At 40.6% G+C, this 16408-nt stretch carries 17 protein-coding genes; 11 read left to right on the forward strand and 6 right to left on the reverse strand.

The window, feature by feature from the left end; translation table 11 throughout:
* Nucleotides 1-167 precede the first annotated feature (167 nt).
* Together HQQ94_RS11985 and HQQ94_RS11990 are read left to right on the forward strand one after the other, a co-directional pair.
* The gene (locus tag HQQ94_RS11985) at nucleotides 168-953 is read left to right on the forward strand and encodes a DUF3800 domain-containing protein (protein WP_173294644.1); all 786 of its coding nucleotides are present in this window, start codon (nucleotides 168-170) and stop codon (nucleotides 951-953) included.
* Nucleotides 954-1287: 334 nt separating this feature from the next.
* On the forward strand, nucleotides 1288-1509 hold the full coding sequence (locus tag HQQ94_RS11990; RefSeq protein ID WP_173294645.1) for a BrnT family toxin: 222 nt from the start codon (nucleotides 1288-1290) through the stop codon (nucleotides 1507-1509).
* Here HQQ94_RS11990 and HQQ94_RS11995 read toward each other — a convergent pair.
* The gene (locus HQQ94_RS11995; protein ID WP_173294646.1) at nucleotides 1506-2423 is read right to left on the reverse strand and encodes an IS5 family transposase; all 918 of its coding nucleotides are present in this window, start codon (nucleotides 2421-2423) and stop codon (nucleotides 1506-1508) included. The genes HQQ94_RS11990 and HQQ94_RS11995 overlap by 4 nt on opposite strands.
* An 88-nt stretch (nucleotides 2424-2511) precedes the next feature.
* On the opposite strand from HQQ94_RS11995, the gene HQQ94_RS12000 reads away from it, so the two are divergent.
* From HQQ94_RS12000 to HQQ94_RS23080, 8 genes are all read left to right on the forward strand, one after another.
* Complete coding sequence (locus HQQ94_RS12000; RefSeq protein ID WP_173292467.1) at nucleotides 2512-2736, forward strand: hypothetical protein; 225 nt, start codon at nucleotides 2512-2514, stop codon at nucleotides 2734-2736.
* A 214-nt stretch (nucleotides 2737-2950) separates the two neighbouring features.
* Nucleotides 2951-3400: a GNAT family N-acetyltransferase gene (locus HQQ94_RS12005; protein ID WP_173294647.1), complete on the forward strand. Its 450-nt coding sequence runs from the start codon at nucleotides 2951-2953 to the stop codon at nucleotides 3398-3400.
* Between the two features lie 793 nt (nucleotides 3401-4193).
* Nucleotides 4194-4601 carry a hypothetical protein gene (locus HQQ94_RS12010; protein WP_173294648.1) on the forward strand — a complete coding sequence of 136 codons (408 nt, stop codon included), beginning with the start codon at nucleotides 4194-4196 and terminating at the stop codon, nucleotides 4599-4601.
* 85 nt (nucleotides 4602-4686) lie between these two features.
* Complete coding sequence (locus tag HQQ94_RS12015; protein WP_173294649.1) at nucleotides 4687-5145, forward strand: GNAT family N-acetyltransferase; 459 nt, start codon at nucleotides 4687-4689, stop codon at nucleotides 5143-5145.
* Between the two features lie 7 nt (nucleotides 5146-5152).
* Entirely contained in the window at nucleotides 5153-5689 is a 537-nt protein-coding gene (locus HQQ94_RS12020; RefSeq protein WP_217274032.1) for a GNAT family N-acetyltransferase, read from the forward strand.
* Between the two features lie 175 nt (nucleotides 5690-5864).
* The gene (locus HQQ94_RS12025) at nucleotides 5865-6497 is read left to right on the forward strand and encodes a LysE family translocator (protein ID WP_173294650.1); all 633 of its coding nucleotides are present in this window, start codon (nucleotides 5865-5867) and stop codon (nucleotides 6495-6497) included.
* Between the two features lie 173 nt (nucleotides 6498-6670).
* On the forward strand, nucleotides 6671-7153 hold the full coding sequence (locus tag HQQ94_RS12030; RefSeq protein ID WP_173294651.1) for a GNAT family N-acetyltransferase: 483 nt from the start codon (nucleotides 6671-6673) through the stop codon (nucleotides 7151-7153).
* Nucleotides 7154-7196: 43 nt separating this feature from the next.
* Entirely contained in the window at nucleotides 7197-7358 is a 162-nt protein-coding gene (locus HQQ94_RS23080) for a hypothetical protein (protein ID WP_375335719.1), read from the forward strand.
* A gap of 42 nt (nucleotides 7359-7400) precedes the next feature.
* On the opposite strand, the gene yfaE is transcribed toward HQQ94_RS23080, so the two are convergent.
* The 5 genes from yfaE to ubiG form a co-directional block, all read right to left on the reverse strand.
* Nucleotides 7401-7748, reverse strand: coding sequence for a class I ribonucleotide reductase maintenance protein YfaE (gene yfaE, locus HQQ94_RS12040; RefSeq protein WP_173294653.1), 348 nt, complete (start codon nucleotides 7746-7748; stop codon nucleotides 7401-7403).
* On the reverse strand, nucleotides 7717-8847 hold the full coding sequence (nrdB, locus tag HQQ94_RS12045; protein ID WP_173294654.1) for a class Ia ribonucleoside-diphosphate reductase subunit beta: 1131 nt from the start codon (nucleotides 8845-8847) through the stop codon (nucleotides 7717-7719). Before nrdB ends, yfaE begins: the two co-directional genes overlap by 32 nt.
* An 86-nt stretch (nucleotides 8848-8933) precedes the next feature.
* Nucleotides 8934-11222, reverse strand: a complete 2289-nt coding sequence (nrdA, locus tag HQQ94_RS12050) for a class 1a ribonucleoside-diphosphate reductase subunit alpha (protein ID WP_173294655.1) — start codon at nucleotides 11220-11222, stop codon at nucleotides 8934-8936.
* A gap of 671 nt (nucleotides 11223-11893) precedes the next feature.
* The gene (locus tag HQQ94_RS12055; protein ID WP_173294656.1) at nucleotides 11894-12595 is read right to left on the reverse strand and encodes an HAD family hydrolase; all 702 of its coding nucleotides are present in this window, start codon (nucleotides 12593-12595) and stop codon (nucleotides 11894-11896) included.
* Complete coding sequence (gene ubiG / locus HQQ94_RS12060) at nucleotides 12595-13320, reverse strand: bifunctional 2-polyprenyl-6-hydroxyphenol methylase/3-demethylubiquinol 3-O-methyltransferase UbiG (protein WP_173294657.1); 726 nt, start codon at nucleotides 13318-13320, stop codon at nucleotides 12595-12597. The genes HQQ94_RS12055 and ubiG overlap by 1 nt, the downstream gene beginning before the upstream one ends.
* Before the next feature lie 286 nt (nucleotides 13321-13606).
* Here ubiG and gyrA point away from each other — a divergent pair, with 286 nt between their 5' ends.
* Nucleotides 13607-16318 carry a DNA gyrase subunit A gene (gene gyrA / locus HQQ94_RS12065; RefSeq protein WP_173294658.1) on the forward strand — a complete coding sequence of 904 codons (2712 nt, stop codon included), beginning with the start codon at nucleotides 13607-13609 and terminating at the stop codon, nucleotides 16316-16318.
* The last annotated feature ends 90 nt before the right edge of the window (nucleotides 16319-16408 follow it).

The raw sequence follows: 16408 nt of genomic DNA on the forward strand, positions 1-16408 counted from the left end.
GCTGACGTACCAACATATCTTCAGCAGCAATAAAAAATCATATATGGCAATGCAATAAGCTATTTGTTAAAAATAGACTTATTATATATATGAGCGTGACATCGGCAGAAATATGCGCGATTCGCGCACTAAAAATTGTTAAATGCACAGTCGAACATGGAGTAGTTATGACGTTTATAGCATCATTTGCTGATGAAAGTGGAACCCATAAAGGTTGCCCTTGTTACACTATTGGAATCCTCAACGTCCCCGAAGATTTTCTGCCTGTATTCAATAAAACCATTGAAGAAATATATAATGCAAGTGGGCTCCAAGGCGAAATAAAATGGGAAAAAGTACGAAAGAGTTCAGGGCAAGTTAATTTATGCACTTCTATTCTAAAATTTATACTTCAAAGCCCATGCACGTTTCATTCTATTGCAGTTTCAAAAGCACCTTACAGGAAATGGCATTCAAACGAAGAAGCCGCATTTTTCACAACATATGACTTCTTGTTACGTCAAAGTAGCCATGGATTAAATTCAAAATTTAAAGTCTACATTGATCAAAAAAGCACTTCTTACAGTAAACAAGATGAGGTTATGCAAATTATAACTAATCATATGCTTGCTAAACTTCCTACGTCATCGACAATCGAACATGTATCAATGGAAAACTCAAAGTTACATTGGGGTCTACAGGCTGTCGATGTTATAACAGGTGCTATTAATACTGGGTATCATTTATTCTTTGATGCTAACGCTCAAATTCAAACAGCGAAGAAAATTACCATTGATAGAATGGCTAATATTTTAGGGTGGGATAAGCTGCAATATGATACTTATCCAAACGACCACTTTAATATCTGGCACTTTCCACCAGAAACGCGTGCGATACCATGCACAAGAAACATTGAACCTAATTTTACAATAGATGATATTAGTCGAGAACAGTTCGGAGCAATGTGCACTTAACTAATACACAAAAATTATAGCCAGCCTGCTCCCTTAGCATCATTGCTAATAATTTAATTTATTGATAATCAGTGTGTTGTATTAAATTCTCCTCAATGTTCGTTCTAGCATTATCCCTCTCTTTTAGTAATAAGTGTCAGCGTTAGGCTGTGATTGTTAAGCTTGTCTGTCGGCTGTATTTAAAGAGGCCCATAAAGCACATAGGCTGATAACAAGGTAATCCAGCGGGCACAAAAAACTTTGCTTTTTCGGTCTTCTGCTTTTGGCGTTAGCCGTCTTTTCGGAACATCATTGAAAGTTGCCTTTTGAGTAATAATGGTATATTTTTAACTCTATGGTTGATTTTGAATTTGATGAAGTTAAGAGTAACTCGAATCTTGAAAAACATGGTGTGGATTTCAATGTAGCTAAATTGCTTTGGAATGATCCTGATTTAATTGAGATCCCAGTCAATACTCACGATGAACCAAGATATATCGTAATAGCAATGCTGAATGGCGTTGTTGCTCAAATCTCGACTCTAAACGCAGCAACCCAAGGTGTTTCACCCAATTAGGCAGCGTGTTTCCTAACTGGCATTCCTAACCCTATGACTTTATTCATTGCTTTTACACCCGCTAACGCTTCACCTACCTGAGCGTTATAATCCCGAAGACTCAGTTTTGGACTAATTAACTGTTTATATCGATACATCGCTGTTTCTGATAGTGATCTCTGATGATAATCATTATCCTGTTTCCATTGCGCTAATTGGTTAGCCTTGAGTGCTTTTACTGCTTCATTTCTGGAGTGGTCATCCTCCCAATATCCAGCATGACTTCTCGGAGGGATAGTTGGCTTGCATCCTTTGCGCTGAAGTAGTTTATGACATGCCTTAGTGTCATAGGCACCATCAGCTGAGACTTGAGTTATATTTCTTCTTAATGGGTTAAGTAATGTGGGAAATACTTCATTATCGGCAACGTTAACTAAGCTTATTTCAGCTGACACAATTTCATGGGTATTACTATCCACTGCAAGGTGTAGCTTTCGCCAAGTACGGCGTTTTTCTTTACCATGCTTACGCGTTTTCCATTCTCCTTCTCCATAAACTTTCAGACCTGTTGAATCAATCACAACATGTGCCGCAGAGCCACGACTCGGTGCTCGATAGTTGATCTCAACAGTCTTAGCTCTTTTGCTTATACAGCTATAACTTGGTGAGGTCAGTGGCACATCCATAAGTTGAAATACAGAGTTGGTGAATCCTTCAAGTGCTCGTAATGACAAGTTAAAAACGCCTTTCACAACGAGTGCTGTTTCAATAGCAACATCAGAGTAAGTGAACCCTCGACCACGACGCCCGTGGTGTTCACAACAATACCAAGACTTAATTGCTTGCTCATCAATCCAGAAAGTGAGTGAGCCTCGATTAATCAACGCCTTATTGTACTGAGACCAATTGGTTATTTTATGTTTAGATTTTCCCACTTTTCAGCTTCCGTATAGCTATCTTTAGGGATCAGATCACGCTAACGGCAAAAGGTTCCCTCGATTTAGGAAACAAGGCTTGTTTGAAATGATCACAAGAGCACGACTTTATTTTAGTCAGTATGCTCAGATACACGGAGATTATCAAATGGATTTTATTCTAAATATTCTAATGGCATTAGGCTTAGTGCCAGCAAAAGATTTAGCAGACTCAATGCAAAAATCAACAACATTAACCGTGATGGTCATAGTTGGGCTTATCTTATTTGGTGGTTTTGTTCTCTTTCTGTTTCATATGGCAGGTAAGCAATAATGACAGAGAGGTGTGATAACCAATTAATTAATAAGGGGAAATTGTTAACAGCTTTCGTTCGTCATCATTTTTATTAATGATGGCAGTCTATGTACTTTTTTGTTATATTATTTTTTAAAAATAGAATTATTATATATATGAGCGTGACATCGGCAGAAATATGCGCGATTCGCGCACGATAAAATTTTTAGCCAACAAGGAGTATTATTTAGCGATGGCAATTAGCCTGAGAGAAGTCACTAGAGATAATTGGGAAGATATTATCTTACTAGAAATAACAAAAGAACAAGAAGAATTCGTCGCTTTAAATGCAGAATCAATCGCAGGTTCTAAGTTTAACGAACACTATGTTAATCGAGCAGTCTATTTCAATGAAGATCCAGTTGGTTTTATCCAGTATTTTCCTAACTACGAAAATGAAAAGCCAAATGAAATTTATATTGACCAATTCATGATAGATGTACCGCATCAAGGAAAAGGTTATGGCACGAAAGCCATTAAGTTAGCTCTCGATGAAATCAAGCTAAGAGAAGATTGTAAAGCTATTTCAATATGCTACGTTGAAGGACACGATGTAATGAAAAGCTTCTTTGAACGCTTTAATTTTAGTGTTGTTGAACAAGATGAGTTTGATGAAACTATCATGATGCTAAATGTTGCCTAACTAATAAGGATAGGCCGCGCGAAGCCGCGTCCTTATCCCAAGTGTTGAACAAGCCCGAGCTAGTGAGAAGTTGTCCCTTTAATAGCAAATAACAGTTCGAGCAATGGCTCTGTTTGAAATGGTCACAATAGCACGACTTTATTCTAGTCAGCATGCTCCCTTAGTACCAGTGCCAATAATTTAATTTATTGATAAACACTGTTTATTTATACAGCATGCATGTTATGATATTCCCGAATTTAAACAAAGATAAAGGTAATGTTATGGTATCAGGATTTTAATCTTCACCTAGTGATTTTGATTTTATTATAGGTAGCTGGAATATAAAGCATAAACGCTTAAAAGATATATTAAAAGGGGGTGATGAGTGGATTGAATTTTCGGGAGTTTCATCCGCCATAAAAACTCTTGGGGGCTACGGTAACGTTGAAGATCATATTCTTGAATTTCCAGATTCAACTTTTCGAGCAAAAGCTATTCGATCGTATAATGAAGAATCAAAAAAATGGGCAATTTGGTGGCTAGATGGCAGAACGCCAGACGTAATTGATAAACCTGTTCTTGGCGAATTTTCTAATGGTATTGGCCTGTTTTATACAGACGAAGAATATAATGGAATACCAATAAAAGTGAGATTTAAGTGGATTCTGGAAAACCCAGAGTCACCTGTTTGGGAACAGGCATTTTCTAAGGATGATGGTAAAAATTGGGAAACCAACTGGATAATGGAGTATCCAAACAAAACTAAATAGTAAAGTGGCTTAGCAAGGCGTCAGCTGTAAAGGAGTACAAATTGAGATTCATAATATCAATCACACTATTATTCACTTCTTTTTTATCGAGTGCTTGCACCTGCTTTTCATCAAGCCTAGAAGAGTCAGTTCAAAACGCAGATTTCATCTATGTTGGTCAAATTACCTCAGCACAGGTTAATGGCCCTAAACGAGTTGTAAACTACTTATCTAATATTGAAACATTAAAAGGCTCACCTGACACCGACACTTTAGTTTCTTATATTGAAGAAGGTATGTGTTCCAGTCCCGCTGCAGTCGGGTATAGGTATGTTGTTTTTGGTAAAAAAGGCATTACTCCTACTCTGGGGTTGTGCGGTGCTACTCAAATAATAACTGAATCAAGTAAAGAACTTGTTGCTAGCGTTCAAGAAATTACAGCTAATAAGTCGTTAAAGCAGGACAAATAACCATTGGTTTTTGCTCCTGCGTCGCTTATTTTAGCGAACAATTATTTGCCTCTTAGTGAGGCATTAAACCTACTCGGAGATTTTAGTGGTAACCATTAGAAAAGCGACATTATCGGATATTGATATTGTGTATGATTTGATTATTGCTATCGCAAAGCATCATGACCAAGAGCAATACGTAGTAACGACTAAAGATGAATTAGTCAATTTTGGATTTGGAGATACCCCTTCATTCGGCGTGCTATTAGCTGAAATGGATGGTGAAGTTGCTGGATACTGTTCTTACACGTGGAATTATTCAATTTGGCTTGGTTCAACTTATATGAATATTGATGATGTATTTGTATGGGAAAAGTTCAGAGGTAAGCAGATAGGTGAATTATTGATGCTTAAAGCTAAAGAGGTCTGTTTAGCTAAACGTGCCAGTCGGATCAAGTGGGCAGTTGAACAAGACAATCTCGGTGCAATCAAGTTTTATGAGCGTTTAGGAGCCAATCTCGATATTAAAGGTCTTTTCCGATGGGATGTTGTATCGCAGGATTAACAAGCAAATGGCTACACAATGTTTAACCCCTTATTGGGGCGCTATAACCTTAGGGATAAAAATGGAACTGAGAGTATTTGAAAAGGAAGACTATGGGATACTCATTCGTTGGATCGATTCTGACAAGTTGAATTATCAATGGGGTGGCCCAAAGTTTAATTTCCCCTTAGATAGTTATCAATTAAGTCAGCATTGTTCTCAGGCTGAAGTGTTCCCATTTATTTTTGTTGTTGATGGAAAAAATGCAGGCTATGTGGAATTGTTCAAAGTTTCACAATCTCACTGTCGTATTTGCCGTGTGTTTGTATCTGATGGCTTTCGGGGTCAAGGTATTTCAACGTTAATGCTAAACCAATTAATTCAGTTAGCCAAAATGAAGCACAATGCTCTGCTGTTGTCTTTGGCGGTGTTTGAACGAAACGAAATTGCAAAGAATTGTTACCAATCATTGGGGTTTATCGTTACTTCACATCAATCTGGCACCCGATCTTTTGACGGTGAAGTTTGGGATCTTTTGCTAATGGAAAAACGGTTATATCCCTAAGTCATTTCAACATGCTCGTTTCAGAGCCCTTATAGGATGGCTGATTGAATCCTACATCTTGAGGTCGTTGGGTATAGTTTTTCGTAACATGATAAAATGAATAAGCAGACAGAAACGTTATCTTGTCGCTAGTTAATAAGCTGTTAGTTTCCTTAAATTAGATTGAGATATCTCCATGATAGATTTTACTATTTTACCTTTATTTTTTACTGCTATTGTCTTCCTCGTAATGTCACCGGGGCCTGATTTAGTGTTGATTTCCACTTACTCTTCTACAAAAGGCTTTAATGCAGGACTAATGATATCAATAGGTGTATTTAGTGCTGGTATTTTACAAACATTACTCGTTGCATTTGGTTTAGGGCAATTAATGCAATCTATTCCCATGTTTGCATATGCTATAAAAATAGTTGGAGCATTATATTTAAGTTATTTAGGCATAAAAATGTTACTCAGCTGGTACCGTAATAACTTACAAAGTAGTCAAACTAACATTACTGAAAATGTAACTAACCTGAGCCTTATCAATAAGGGGCTCTTAAATAATTTACTTAATCCAAAGGCTTTATTGTTCTTTAGTTTGTTTTTACCTCAATTTACTACTGGTACGGGTTCTCTTTCTGTCCAAATTTTAATATTAGGTTTTATGCTAAGTTTTTTTGCTTTATTGGTTAATAGTATTTTTTCAATAATATTGAGTCAGTTTGGTAGCTTAGTAGGCAATAAATTAAGTTTAGGACGGCATATAGAGGGTTTATTAGGGGTTATCTTTTTAAGTCTGGCCACTCGTTTAGCCATTAGTCAGTAGAGTGGGCTAATCGATCCAGCATCATATGGCAGCCGAGTCCTTATTCTGGTAGTTGAACACGCCAACGACTGGAAAATAGACAGTTTGCTGTTTTCGCTCTGATCAATATTCTAGCAAGCTATTAATTTCCCCTTAATGGGGCATTAGGTGACATTATCAAGTTGAGGTGGTAAATGGATATTCGAATTGGTGAATTAAGAAATGAAAAAGTGGTAACGTTATTAAAGATACATCATGAGGACATGCTTTCTCACTCACCACCTGAAAGTGTTCACGCACTAGATTTAAGTGCTCTTGAATCACCCAATGTCACTTTTTGGAGTTTCTGGGTAAATGAGGAGTTAGCAGGAATTGGTGCTTTAAAAGAATTAGATAAAGAGCATGGAGAAATCAAATCAATGCGTACATCAACGAATCAATTACGTAAAGGCATCGCTCGTAAGCTATTGGAACATATTATACGTCAAGCGAATATTCGTTCGTATAAAAAACTGAGCTTGGAAACTGGCACTATGAATGCTTTTTTACCAGCACAGAAGCTTTATCTACAATTTGGTTTTCAAGAGTGTGAACCATTTGGTGGTTATAAAGAAGATCCTTATAGTATGTTTATGACAAAAGATATTGTGTCGTTGAGCGATTCTTTGGTCGTTTAAGCACGAGTGGCTGGTAAACATGGTGGATTTAACACGAGAGTCAATGAAGCAAGGTGTTGAAGAATATATTAGGTATTACCACCATGAACAGGTGCATATAACGCTCGGTGACTTAACGCCAATCAAGCACAAAGTCAGATGTCTGGTTGTGCTTAATCAGGCTAGTATAGGGAGGGTGATGAGAGGGGAGTCGCTTGATACCTGAGCCGATACGGGTTATCGAACTCAGGTTAGTGGGATGATATTGTTAGCTTGATGTGGTGACTGCTTTACCCACAGCGGTTATGTAATGAGCGCTCAGTTCAAGATCCAGATCTGAGTTTGGGCTACAGCAGCATGGTAAACATTCGTCTTTTTCTAGGTGTGCCAATGGTTGAAGATGGTAAGTCACAGAGCCACTGATCACCTTGGTTTTACAGGCGCCGCAATAGCCATTGCGGCATTCTGAGAAAAGTTGAATCTTTTTTTGCTCAAGTGCCATTAAGATATTGCAGTGCTGCTCAGTAAAAAGCGCCACAGGTTGACCTTGCAAACTGATAATAGGCGCTTTTTTTAAACGAGGATTAAAGGTCAAAGTCTTCAAACTCACTTTCATCAATGGACGAATCTATTTGACCAACAAGGTACGATGACACTTCCACTTCTTGTGGGGCAACTTGCACGGAATCACTTTCTAACCAGGTTCTCATCCAAGGTAGCGGGTTGGTTATTTCTGGGTAGGGCTGGGCTAAATTAACCGACTTCATGCGCTCGTTAGTTATAAACTCAACATATTGACATAAGATTTGTTCGTTTAGGCCGATCATGGATCCGTCTTTGAACAAGTACTTAGCCCATTCTTTTTCTTGTTCGGCAGCTTTAACAAACAAATCGTACGCTTGCTGTTCACACTCTTTGGCTATCTCGCCCATTTCTGGATCGTCATTGCCCGTTTGCATGATTTTGATGATGTGTTGCGTACCGACCAAGTGTAAGGCTTCATCACGGGCGATTAAGCGGATAATTTTAGCATTCCCTTCCATGACCCTACGTTCAGCAAAGGCAAAAGAGCAAGCGAAACTGACGTAAAAGCGAATGGCTTCTAATGCATTAACTGACATCATACAAAGGTAGAGGGCTTTTTTAATTTCACGTTGGGTGACAATCAATTCTTTACCATTGATGACGTGAGTACCTTCACCGAGCAGATGAAAGGCTTGAGTTAATTCAATCAAGACATCATAGTATTGAGCAATGTCAGCTGCACGCTTTAAAATTTCTTTATTTTCAACAATATCTTCGAAAATAACGGATGGATCATTAACGATATTACGAATAATGTGTGTGTAAGAGCGTGAGTGGATGGTTTCAGAAAAAGACCAAGTTTCAATCCAAGTCTCAAGCTCAGGCAAGGATATCAAAGGTAAGAAGGCTACGTTAGGCGATCGTCCTTGAATGGAGTCAAGCAGGGTCTGGTATTTTAAGTTAGAGATGAAAATGTGTTTTTCATGATCTGGAAGGCTCGCATAATCAATTTTATCTTTGCTGACATCGACTTCTTCTGGGCGCCAAAAAAAAGAAAGTTGTTTCTCAATCAACTTTTCAAACACTTCATATTTTTGTACGTCGTAACGTGCAACGTTGACCGACTGTCCTAAAAACATAGGTTCTAGACGTGCATCATTAGGTGTTTGACAAAAAGTAGAGTAGGCCATTTTTTTTCCAGAATAATGGGGCATTGTGCCCCAGTTTACATTGATAACAAACTCAGTGCTATTGCATTGAGACTGGGTAAAGTTGGTTAAATCTTACACGCACCGCCAGCACAGTCATCGTCTTCTTGTTCGACGCTGACCATGTCATCATGGTTGTCTGATGCACCATCACGTGTGTTGTGATAGTAAAGCGTTTTAATACCAAGTTTGTACGCATTAAGCAGATCTTGTAGCAAGACTTGCATGGGGACTTTTTGGTTATCAAAACGGGATGGATCATAGTTAGTGTTGGCTGAAATGGCTTGATCGACAAACTTTTGCATCAAACCAACCAGCTGTAAGTAACCCTCGTTATTTGGCATTTGCCACAGTAGTTCATAGCTGTGTTGGTATTTATTAAAATCAGGGACCACTTGCTTCAACTGACCATCTTTACTCGATTTGACACTAATAAGACCTCGTGGTGGTTCAATGCCATTGGTTGCATTGGAGATCTGTGATGATGTTTCTGAGGGCATTAATGCCGACAGTGTTGAATTGCGTAGCCCATGAGTCACGATATCTTGGCGTAGTGTGTCCCAATCCATGTGCAGCGGCTCATCACAAATTGCATCGAGTGCCCGTTTGTATGTGTCGATGGGCAACACACCTTTAGAATAGGTCGTTTCATGAAATGCCGGACAAGGGCCTTGCTCTTTAGCCAAGTTCATTGAGGCTTTCAAGAGGTAGAACTGAATGGCTTCGAATGTCTTGTGGGTAATGTTATTGGCAGAGCCATCTGAATACCGCACGCCTTCTTTGGCTAAGTAGTTGGCAAAATTGATCACGCCTATGCCTAAAGTGCGACGGTTCATGGATGATTTTTCAGCTGCGATCAAGGGGTAATCTTGGTAATCGAGCAAATTATCCAGCGCACGAACAGCCAGATCGGCAAGGGGTTCAAGCTCTGCTAGGTCTTTAATCGCCCCTAAATTTAATGCTGATAAGGTGCAAAGGGCTATTTCGCCTTCGGGATCATTAACATTGTTTAGTGGTTTGGTGGGCAGCGCAATTTCAAGGCACAAGTTAGATTGTCTGATCGGAGCCACTTTGCTGTCAAAAGGACTGTGAGTATTGCAGTGATCGATATTTTGAATGTAGATCCGCCCAGTAGAGGCGCGCTCCTGCATCATTAAACCAAACAACTCTGTGGCTTTTATTTGTTGCTTACGTACCGTAGGATCGGCTTCATATTGAAGGTAAAGGCGATCAAACTCGTCTTGATCTTCAAAGAAAGCATCGTATAGCCCTGGTACATCCGATGGGCTGAATAAACTGATCACCCCGCCTTTGATCAAGCGCTGATACATGAGTTTATTCAGTTGTACACCGTAATCAAGATGGCGAACGCGGTTGTCATCGACGCCTCGATTATTTTTTAATACCAGTAATGACTCCACTTCAAGGTGCCATAATGGGTAAAACAATGTGGCAGCACCACCACGTACGCCACCTTGAGAACACGATTTTACTGCTGTTTGAAAATACTTGAAAAAAGGCAAGCAACCAGTATGAAATGCTTCGCCCCCACGGATAGGGCTGCCTAATGCTCGAATACGGCCGGCGTTAATGCCGATGCCAGCACGTTGACTGACATATTTAACGATGGAAGAGGCTGTGGCGTTGATGGAATCTAAACTATCATCACACTCAATTAATACACATGAGCTGAATTGGCGTGTGGGTGTGCGTACGCCCGCCATGATCGGGGTGGGTAGCGAAATTTTAAAGGTCGATACCGCATTGTAAAAACGCTTAATGTACTCTAAACGCGTCTCACGTGAATAATTGGCAAATAAACAGGCTGCAACTAATATATAGAGAAATTGTGCGCTCTCATAAATTTCGTGTGTAACACGGTTTTGCACCAGATATTTACCTTCTAGCTGTTTGACAGCTGCGTAGGAAAAATCCATGTCACGCCAATGGTCGATATATCCGTCCAAGATATCGAGCTCTTCACGACTGTAATCTTGAAGAATATGGGTATCATATTTGCCCATTTCAACCAATTTAACAACGTGATCATACAACTTTGGGGGTTCGAATTGACCAAAGGCTTTTTTACGCAAATGAAATATCGCTAAACGGGCAGACAAAAACTGATAATCAGGCGATTCTGGAGAGATAAGATCGGCAGCAGCTTTAATGATAGTTTCATGAATAGCTTCGGTTGGGATCCCATCAAAAAACTGCAAGTGAGAACGAAGTTCTACCTCAGAGACCGATACATTGGTTAGGTCTTTTGCTGCCCATGTGATCACACGGTGAATTTTCTCGAGATCGATGATTTCGCGTTCGCCACTGCGTTTTGTGACTTTCAAATTACTGTTCATAAGGTCCTGGTTTATATAGTGTGTTTGGTGACAGAAAAAACGGTTGTTTTAAGATCCCATGCTATGCATCAGTCAATGGTGTGGAAAGATCATTTTCATGATAAAAACAATACATCTTTAGTGTCTCTAACAGTGACTTACACACTACATATGGTGTTTTTTAATTGATAATGTACAAGATAGTGAGGTTTTGGTGATTTAGCAAGTATGAATTTGACTCGGGATCTGGGTACATCTTGTGGATAAGTTGAGGATAAAAATAGGGGTTAGCGATGACTTACCTTTAGTGACCTTTGCTTGTGGGTCTGCTGGGGTTTGCTGTCATTTTGAGCAGGTGTTGGCAGTATAAATTTACTTCGATCGATTGGCGATCTTTTGGCTATTTTTGTTGATCATCCGCTAAAAAATAATCAGATAAAATGAACGACTTTGGCTGCTGAAACATTAAAATCGCAACCACATCTTGAGGTGAATGAAAAGCATAATTTTTACGTTCATTGATTTGATCTTACCGTTAGAATAAGCGGGCTTTTGAGAGGTGTAAAAGGAATAGGGTTTTGTGTGAGTATCAGTGACTCTGATGGCATGTGTTGTTAACGATATTAAAAGCTGGCAGCACAAATGGATGCGTTTCCTCGACGTATCTTTGTGCGTAACCAGCCTAACAACGACTAGTTCAACTGAGCAGATTGGTGCTGTAAAATGTCAATGACATCTTGAGGTGAATGGACGGTGTGATCTTGTGGCCACAGTTCTGGCCTGTCGTCAGGTGCAATGTACCCCCACATTGCGATAGCCCCTAACATTTTGGTGTTAGCGGCAGCAACTAAGTCTCGTTCAGCATCGCCTAAATAGAGAATATGCTCAGGTGCACAGTTGATTTGCTGAGCGGCCAGTAGCATGGGCGCAGGATCAGGTTTGGGCACCCGAGTGCTGTCACCACTTATCACGGTTTTCATGCTAGCCGTTAGCCCTAATACATCGAGCAGCGGACGAGTAAAACGGGCGGGCTTATTGGTCACAATACCATAAGGGATGGATTGTGCATCCAAATAATCAAGCAGGGCCGCGATCCCCTCAAATAGGTGGCTATGTTGGCCGTTGATTTGAGCATAATGGCGGAGTAGTCCTTGTTGTATGTTGATTTGCTCAGCTTCAGTCATATTCGGTTGTGCAGCTTTAGCCATGGCTAAGCTGCCGTTGGAGGCGGTGTGACGCATCTCATCGAATATGACTTGTGGGTAATGATATTCAGCTAAACTTAGATTGAGCGCCGCAACCAGATCGGGGGCGGTGTCAACTAAGGTGCCGTCGAGATCAAATAATACCGCTTTAATGATTGGTTTGCTACAAACTGGGGAGATATCGGTCATTAATCTTGGCTCTTTTTTGTTGCTATCATATAGTTAACATCAACACGCTTGGTATAGCGAAATGTGTCGGTGAGTGGATTGAAGGTGATGCCTGTGGCATTTTCACAAAAAAGTTCTGCATGTTCTGCCAATGAGATTAGCTCTGAAGGTTTAATAAATTTTTTATGATCATGTGTGCCTATCGGTAGCATTTTAAGCAGGTATTCTGCTCCTAATATGGTTTCAACATAAGCACGCAGGTTGCGATTAATGGTGGAAAAGAAAGCATAACCACCAGGCTTTAGCATATCTGCACAGGCTTGGATCACCGATTGTGGGTTAGGGACATGCTCTAACATTTCCATGCAGGTGATGACATCATAAGCTTGTAGGTGGTTATCTCGATGTGATTCTGCCGTGTCTTGTATATAGTGAACATCAACGCCCATTTCCAGTGCGTGCAGTCTGGCGACATCTAAAGGCTCTGTGCCCATATCGAGTCCGTCGACGTTAGCGCCAATGCGGGCCATACTTTCTGATAAAATCCCACCGCCGCAGCCGACATCGAGAATACGTTTACCAAATACGCCGCCACAGGTTTGATCAATGTAGTTTAGACGCAAAGGATTTAATTGATGCAGCGGCTTAAATTCGCCTTCTGGATCCCACCAGGTGACGGCCATTTTTTCAAATTTGGCTATTTCATTGGGATCGACATTGATTGCTTTTTGCGTATCTTGCTGCACGGTATATCACCTGTAAGCTGTATGTTGTTCTTCATTATACCTATCGGTATTCATAAGCCCAAGAAGAATGGGGTGATATTTTAACGAATTGATTGAAATGGTGAACATGGTAAAGAAAGGTAAATATATCTTTGATGAATCGTTAATTTATCGCGAATTTTCAATAGGGTCTGGCGGCAAAAAATAACTGTGTTAGAATGATAAATCACGTTTTCAGGCTCGGTAATTTTACTCTCCAATTTTGGGTGTTGAATTATCGACTAAAATTCAAGGGATCGAGCAGTTTATGACTGATCTGGCTTCATCTATAACTCCAATTAATATTGAAGACGAATTAAAAAATTCATATCTAGATTACGCCATGAGTGTGATCGTAGGCCGAGCATTACCCGATGTTCGCGATGGTTTAAAACCAGTGCACCGTCGCGTATTGTTCGCGATGAGTGAGCTTAAAAACGATTGGAATAAACCTTATAAAAAATCGGCTCGTGTTGTTGGCGATGTTATTGGTAAGTACCACCCACATGGTGATACAGCTGTTTACGATACTATTGTTCGTTTAGCTCAGCCCTTCTCAATGCGTTATCCCTTGATTGATGGGCAAGGTAACTTTGGTTCAGTCGATGGTGATGCTGCCGCGGCAATGCGTTATACCGAAATTCGCATGGACAAAGTGGCGCATCAACTATTAGCCGATCTTGACAAAGAGACAGTGGATTTTGTGCCTAACTACGATGGCACCGAATTTATTCCTGCGGTATTGCCTACCCGGATCCCCACCTTGCTGGTCAATGGTTCATCGGGTATTGCTGTTGGGATGGCGACGAACATTCCGCCACACAATCTAAGTGAAGTGCTCGCCGGTTGTTTAGCGCTGATTGAAAATCCAGATTTAACCATCAACGAATTGATGGAGTACATCCCTGGACCTGATTTCCCCACTTCAGGGATCATCAATGGCCGTAAGGGCATTATTGACGGTTATCATACTGGTCGTGGCCGCGCAGTCATGCGCGCTAAAGCGGAAGTAGAGACTGAAGACAATGGCCGCGAACGTATTATTGTTCATGAAATCCCTTATCAAGTGAATAAAGCACGCTTGATTGAAAAGATTGCAGAACTGGTAAAAGATAAAAAAATCGAAGGCATTAGTGGTTTACGTGACGAGTCTGATAAAGACGGTATGCGTATTGTTGTTGAGATCAAGCGTGGTGAAGTGGGTGAGGTTGTGCTTAACAACTTGTACGCTCAAACACAGATGCAGTGTTCTTTTGGCATAAACATGGTGGCATTGACCAATGGTCAGCCGAAACTGTTTAACCTTAAAGAAATGCTAGAATGTTTTATTTTGCATCGCCGCGAAGTCGTCACTCGTCGTACGGTTTTTGAGTTACGTAAAGCCCGCGATCGTGCACACATTCTTGAGTCTTTAGCCATTGCATTGGCCAATATCGATCCTATCATTGCATTGATTAAAGCCTCTCCCACACCAGCAGAAGCTAAAATTAAGCTGATTGATGCAGGATGGGAATTGGGCCATGTGCAGGGTATGCTTGAAAAAGCTGGTGACGATGCCGCTCGCCCTGAATGGTTAGCCCCAGAATACGGCATTCGAGAGGGTCGTTACTACTTAACTGAGCAGCAAGCACAAGCTATTTTGGATTTACGCTTGCACAAATTAACGGGTCTTGAGCATGAGAAGATCTTAAAAGAGTATGAAGAACTACTCGAGATCATTGCTGCCTTACTTTATATTCTTCGCAGCTCAACTCGGTTGATGGAAGTGATCACCGAAGAGCTCAATGAAGTGCTGCTTAATTTTGGTGACGAACGCCGGACCGTGATTAATGCTAATGAAGTTGATATGAGTCTTGAAGATCTGATCAATGAAGAAGATGTGGTGGTAACTCTTTCACATCTTGGTTATGCCAAGTATCAAGTGCTCACCGATTACCAAGCGCAGCGTCGTGGTGGTAAAGGTAAAGCCGCAACGAAAGTGAAAGATGAAGACTTTGTTGAAAAGCTTCTTGTTGCTAACACCCATGATACTATCTTGTGTTTCTCAGATTTTGGTAAAATGTATTGGCTTAAGGTTTACCAGTTACCACTGGCGAGCCGTACAGCACGTGGACGGCCAATTGTTAATCTCTTACCACTTGCAGAAGGCGAACACATTACGGCTATTTTGCCAGTGCGCGAATATGCTGAAGATAAGTATATCATCATGGCAACGTCTCACGGTACAGTTAAAAAGACCGCATTGACGGCATACAGTAATCCACGTGCGAATGGCATTATTGCGGTTAACCTTAAGGATGGCGATCAGCTTATTGGCGTTGATATTACAGACGGTAATGACGATATCATGTTGTTCTCTAACGAAGGTAAAGTTGTTAGGTTTAACGAAAAAGCTCGCAGCTCAGAAACAGGCGAAGTTAAATTGGATCCTGAAACAGGTGAAGAAATGATTGCGCTACGTGCGATGGGTCGTACCGCAACGGGTGTGCGCGGCATTAAACTCGAAGCGGGACAGCAAGTGGTGTCTCTTATCGTGCCTAAAGGTAAGGGTGATATTTTAACGGTGACAGAGAATGGTTACGGTAAACGCACAGATCTAAGCGAATACCCTGCTAAGAGTCGTGGTACTAAAGGCGTTGTTTCCATTAAAGTAAGCGAACGTAACGGTGAGGTTGTTGGCGCGGTACAAGTAAGCGAAAATGATGAAATAATGCTGATAAGTAACAAGGGTACCTTAGTGCGTACTCCAGCCACTGGGGTATCAAGTATTGGCCGTAATACTCAAGGTGTCACGATAATACGTACTGTAGAAGATGAGAAAGTTGTTGGCTTACAGCGTATTGATGAGATCCAAGAGCCTGCTCCTGAACTTGATGAAGAAGGTAACCCTATTATCCCAGCGATTGCCGATCATAGTGTTGAGACAGGATCTGAAGCGGATACACCTGAAGTCGATGATGCAGCAGACACTGATGAATAATTGCTAATGTGTTAGTTTATCTAAACGGGCGTCCATGTGGACGCCCGTTTTTTTTGTTCGTTAAAAAATATTGAGTTATTTGAAAATAAT

Source organism: Shewanella sp. VB17 (genome assembly GCF_013248905.1).
Lineage (GTDB): Bacteria > Pseudomonadota > Gammaproteobacteria > Enterobacterales > Shewanellaceae > Shewanella.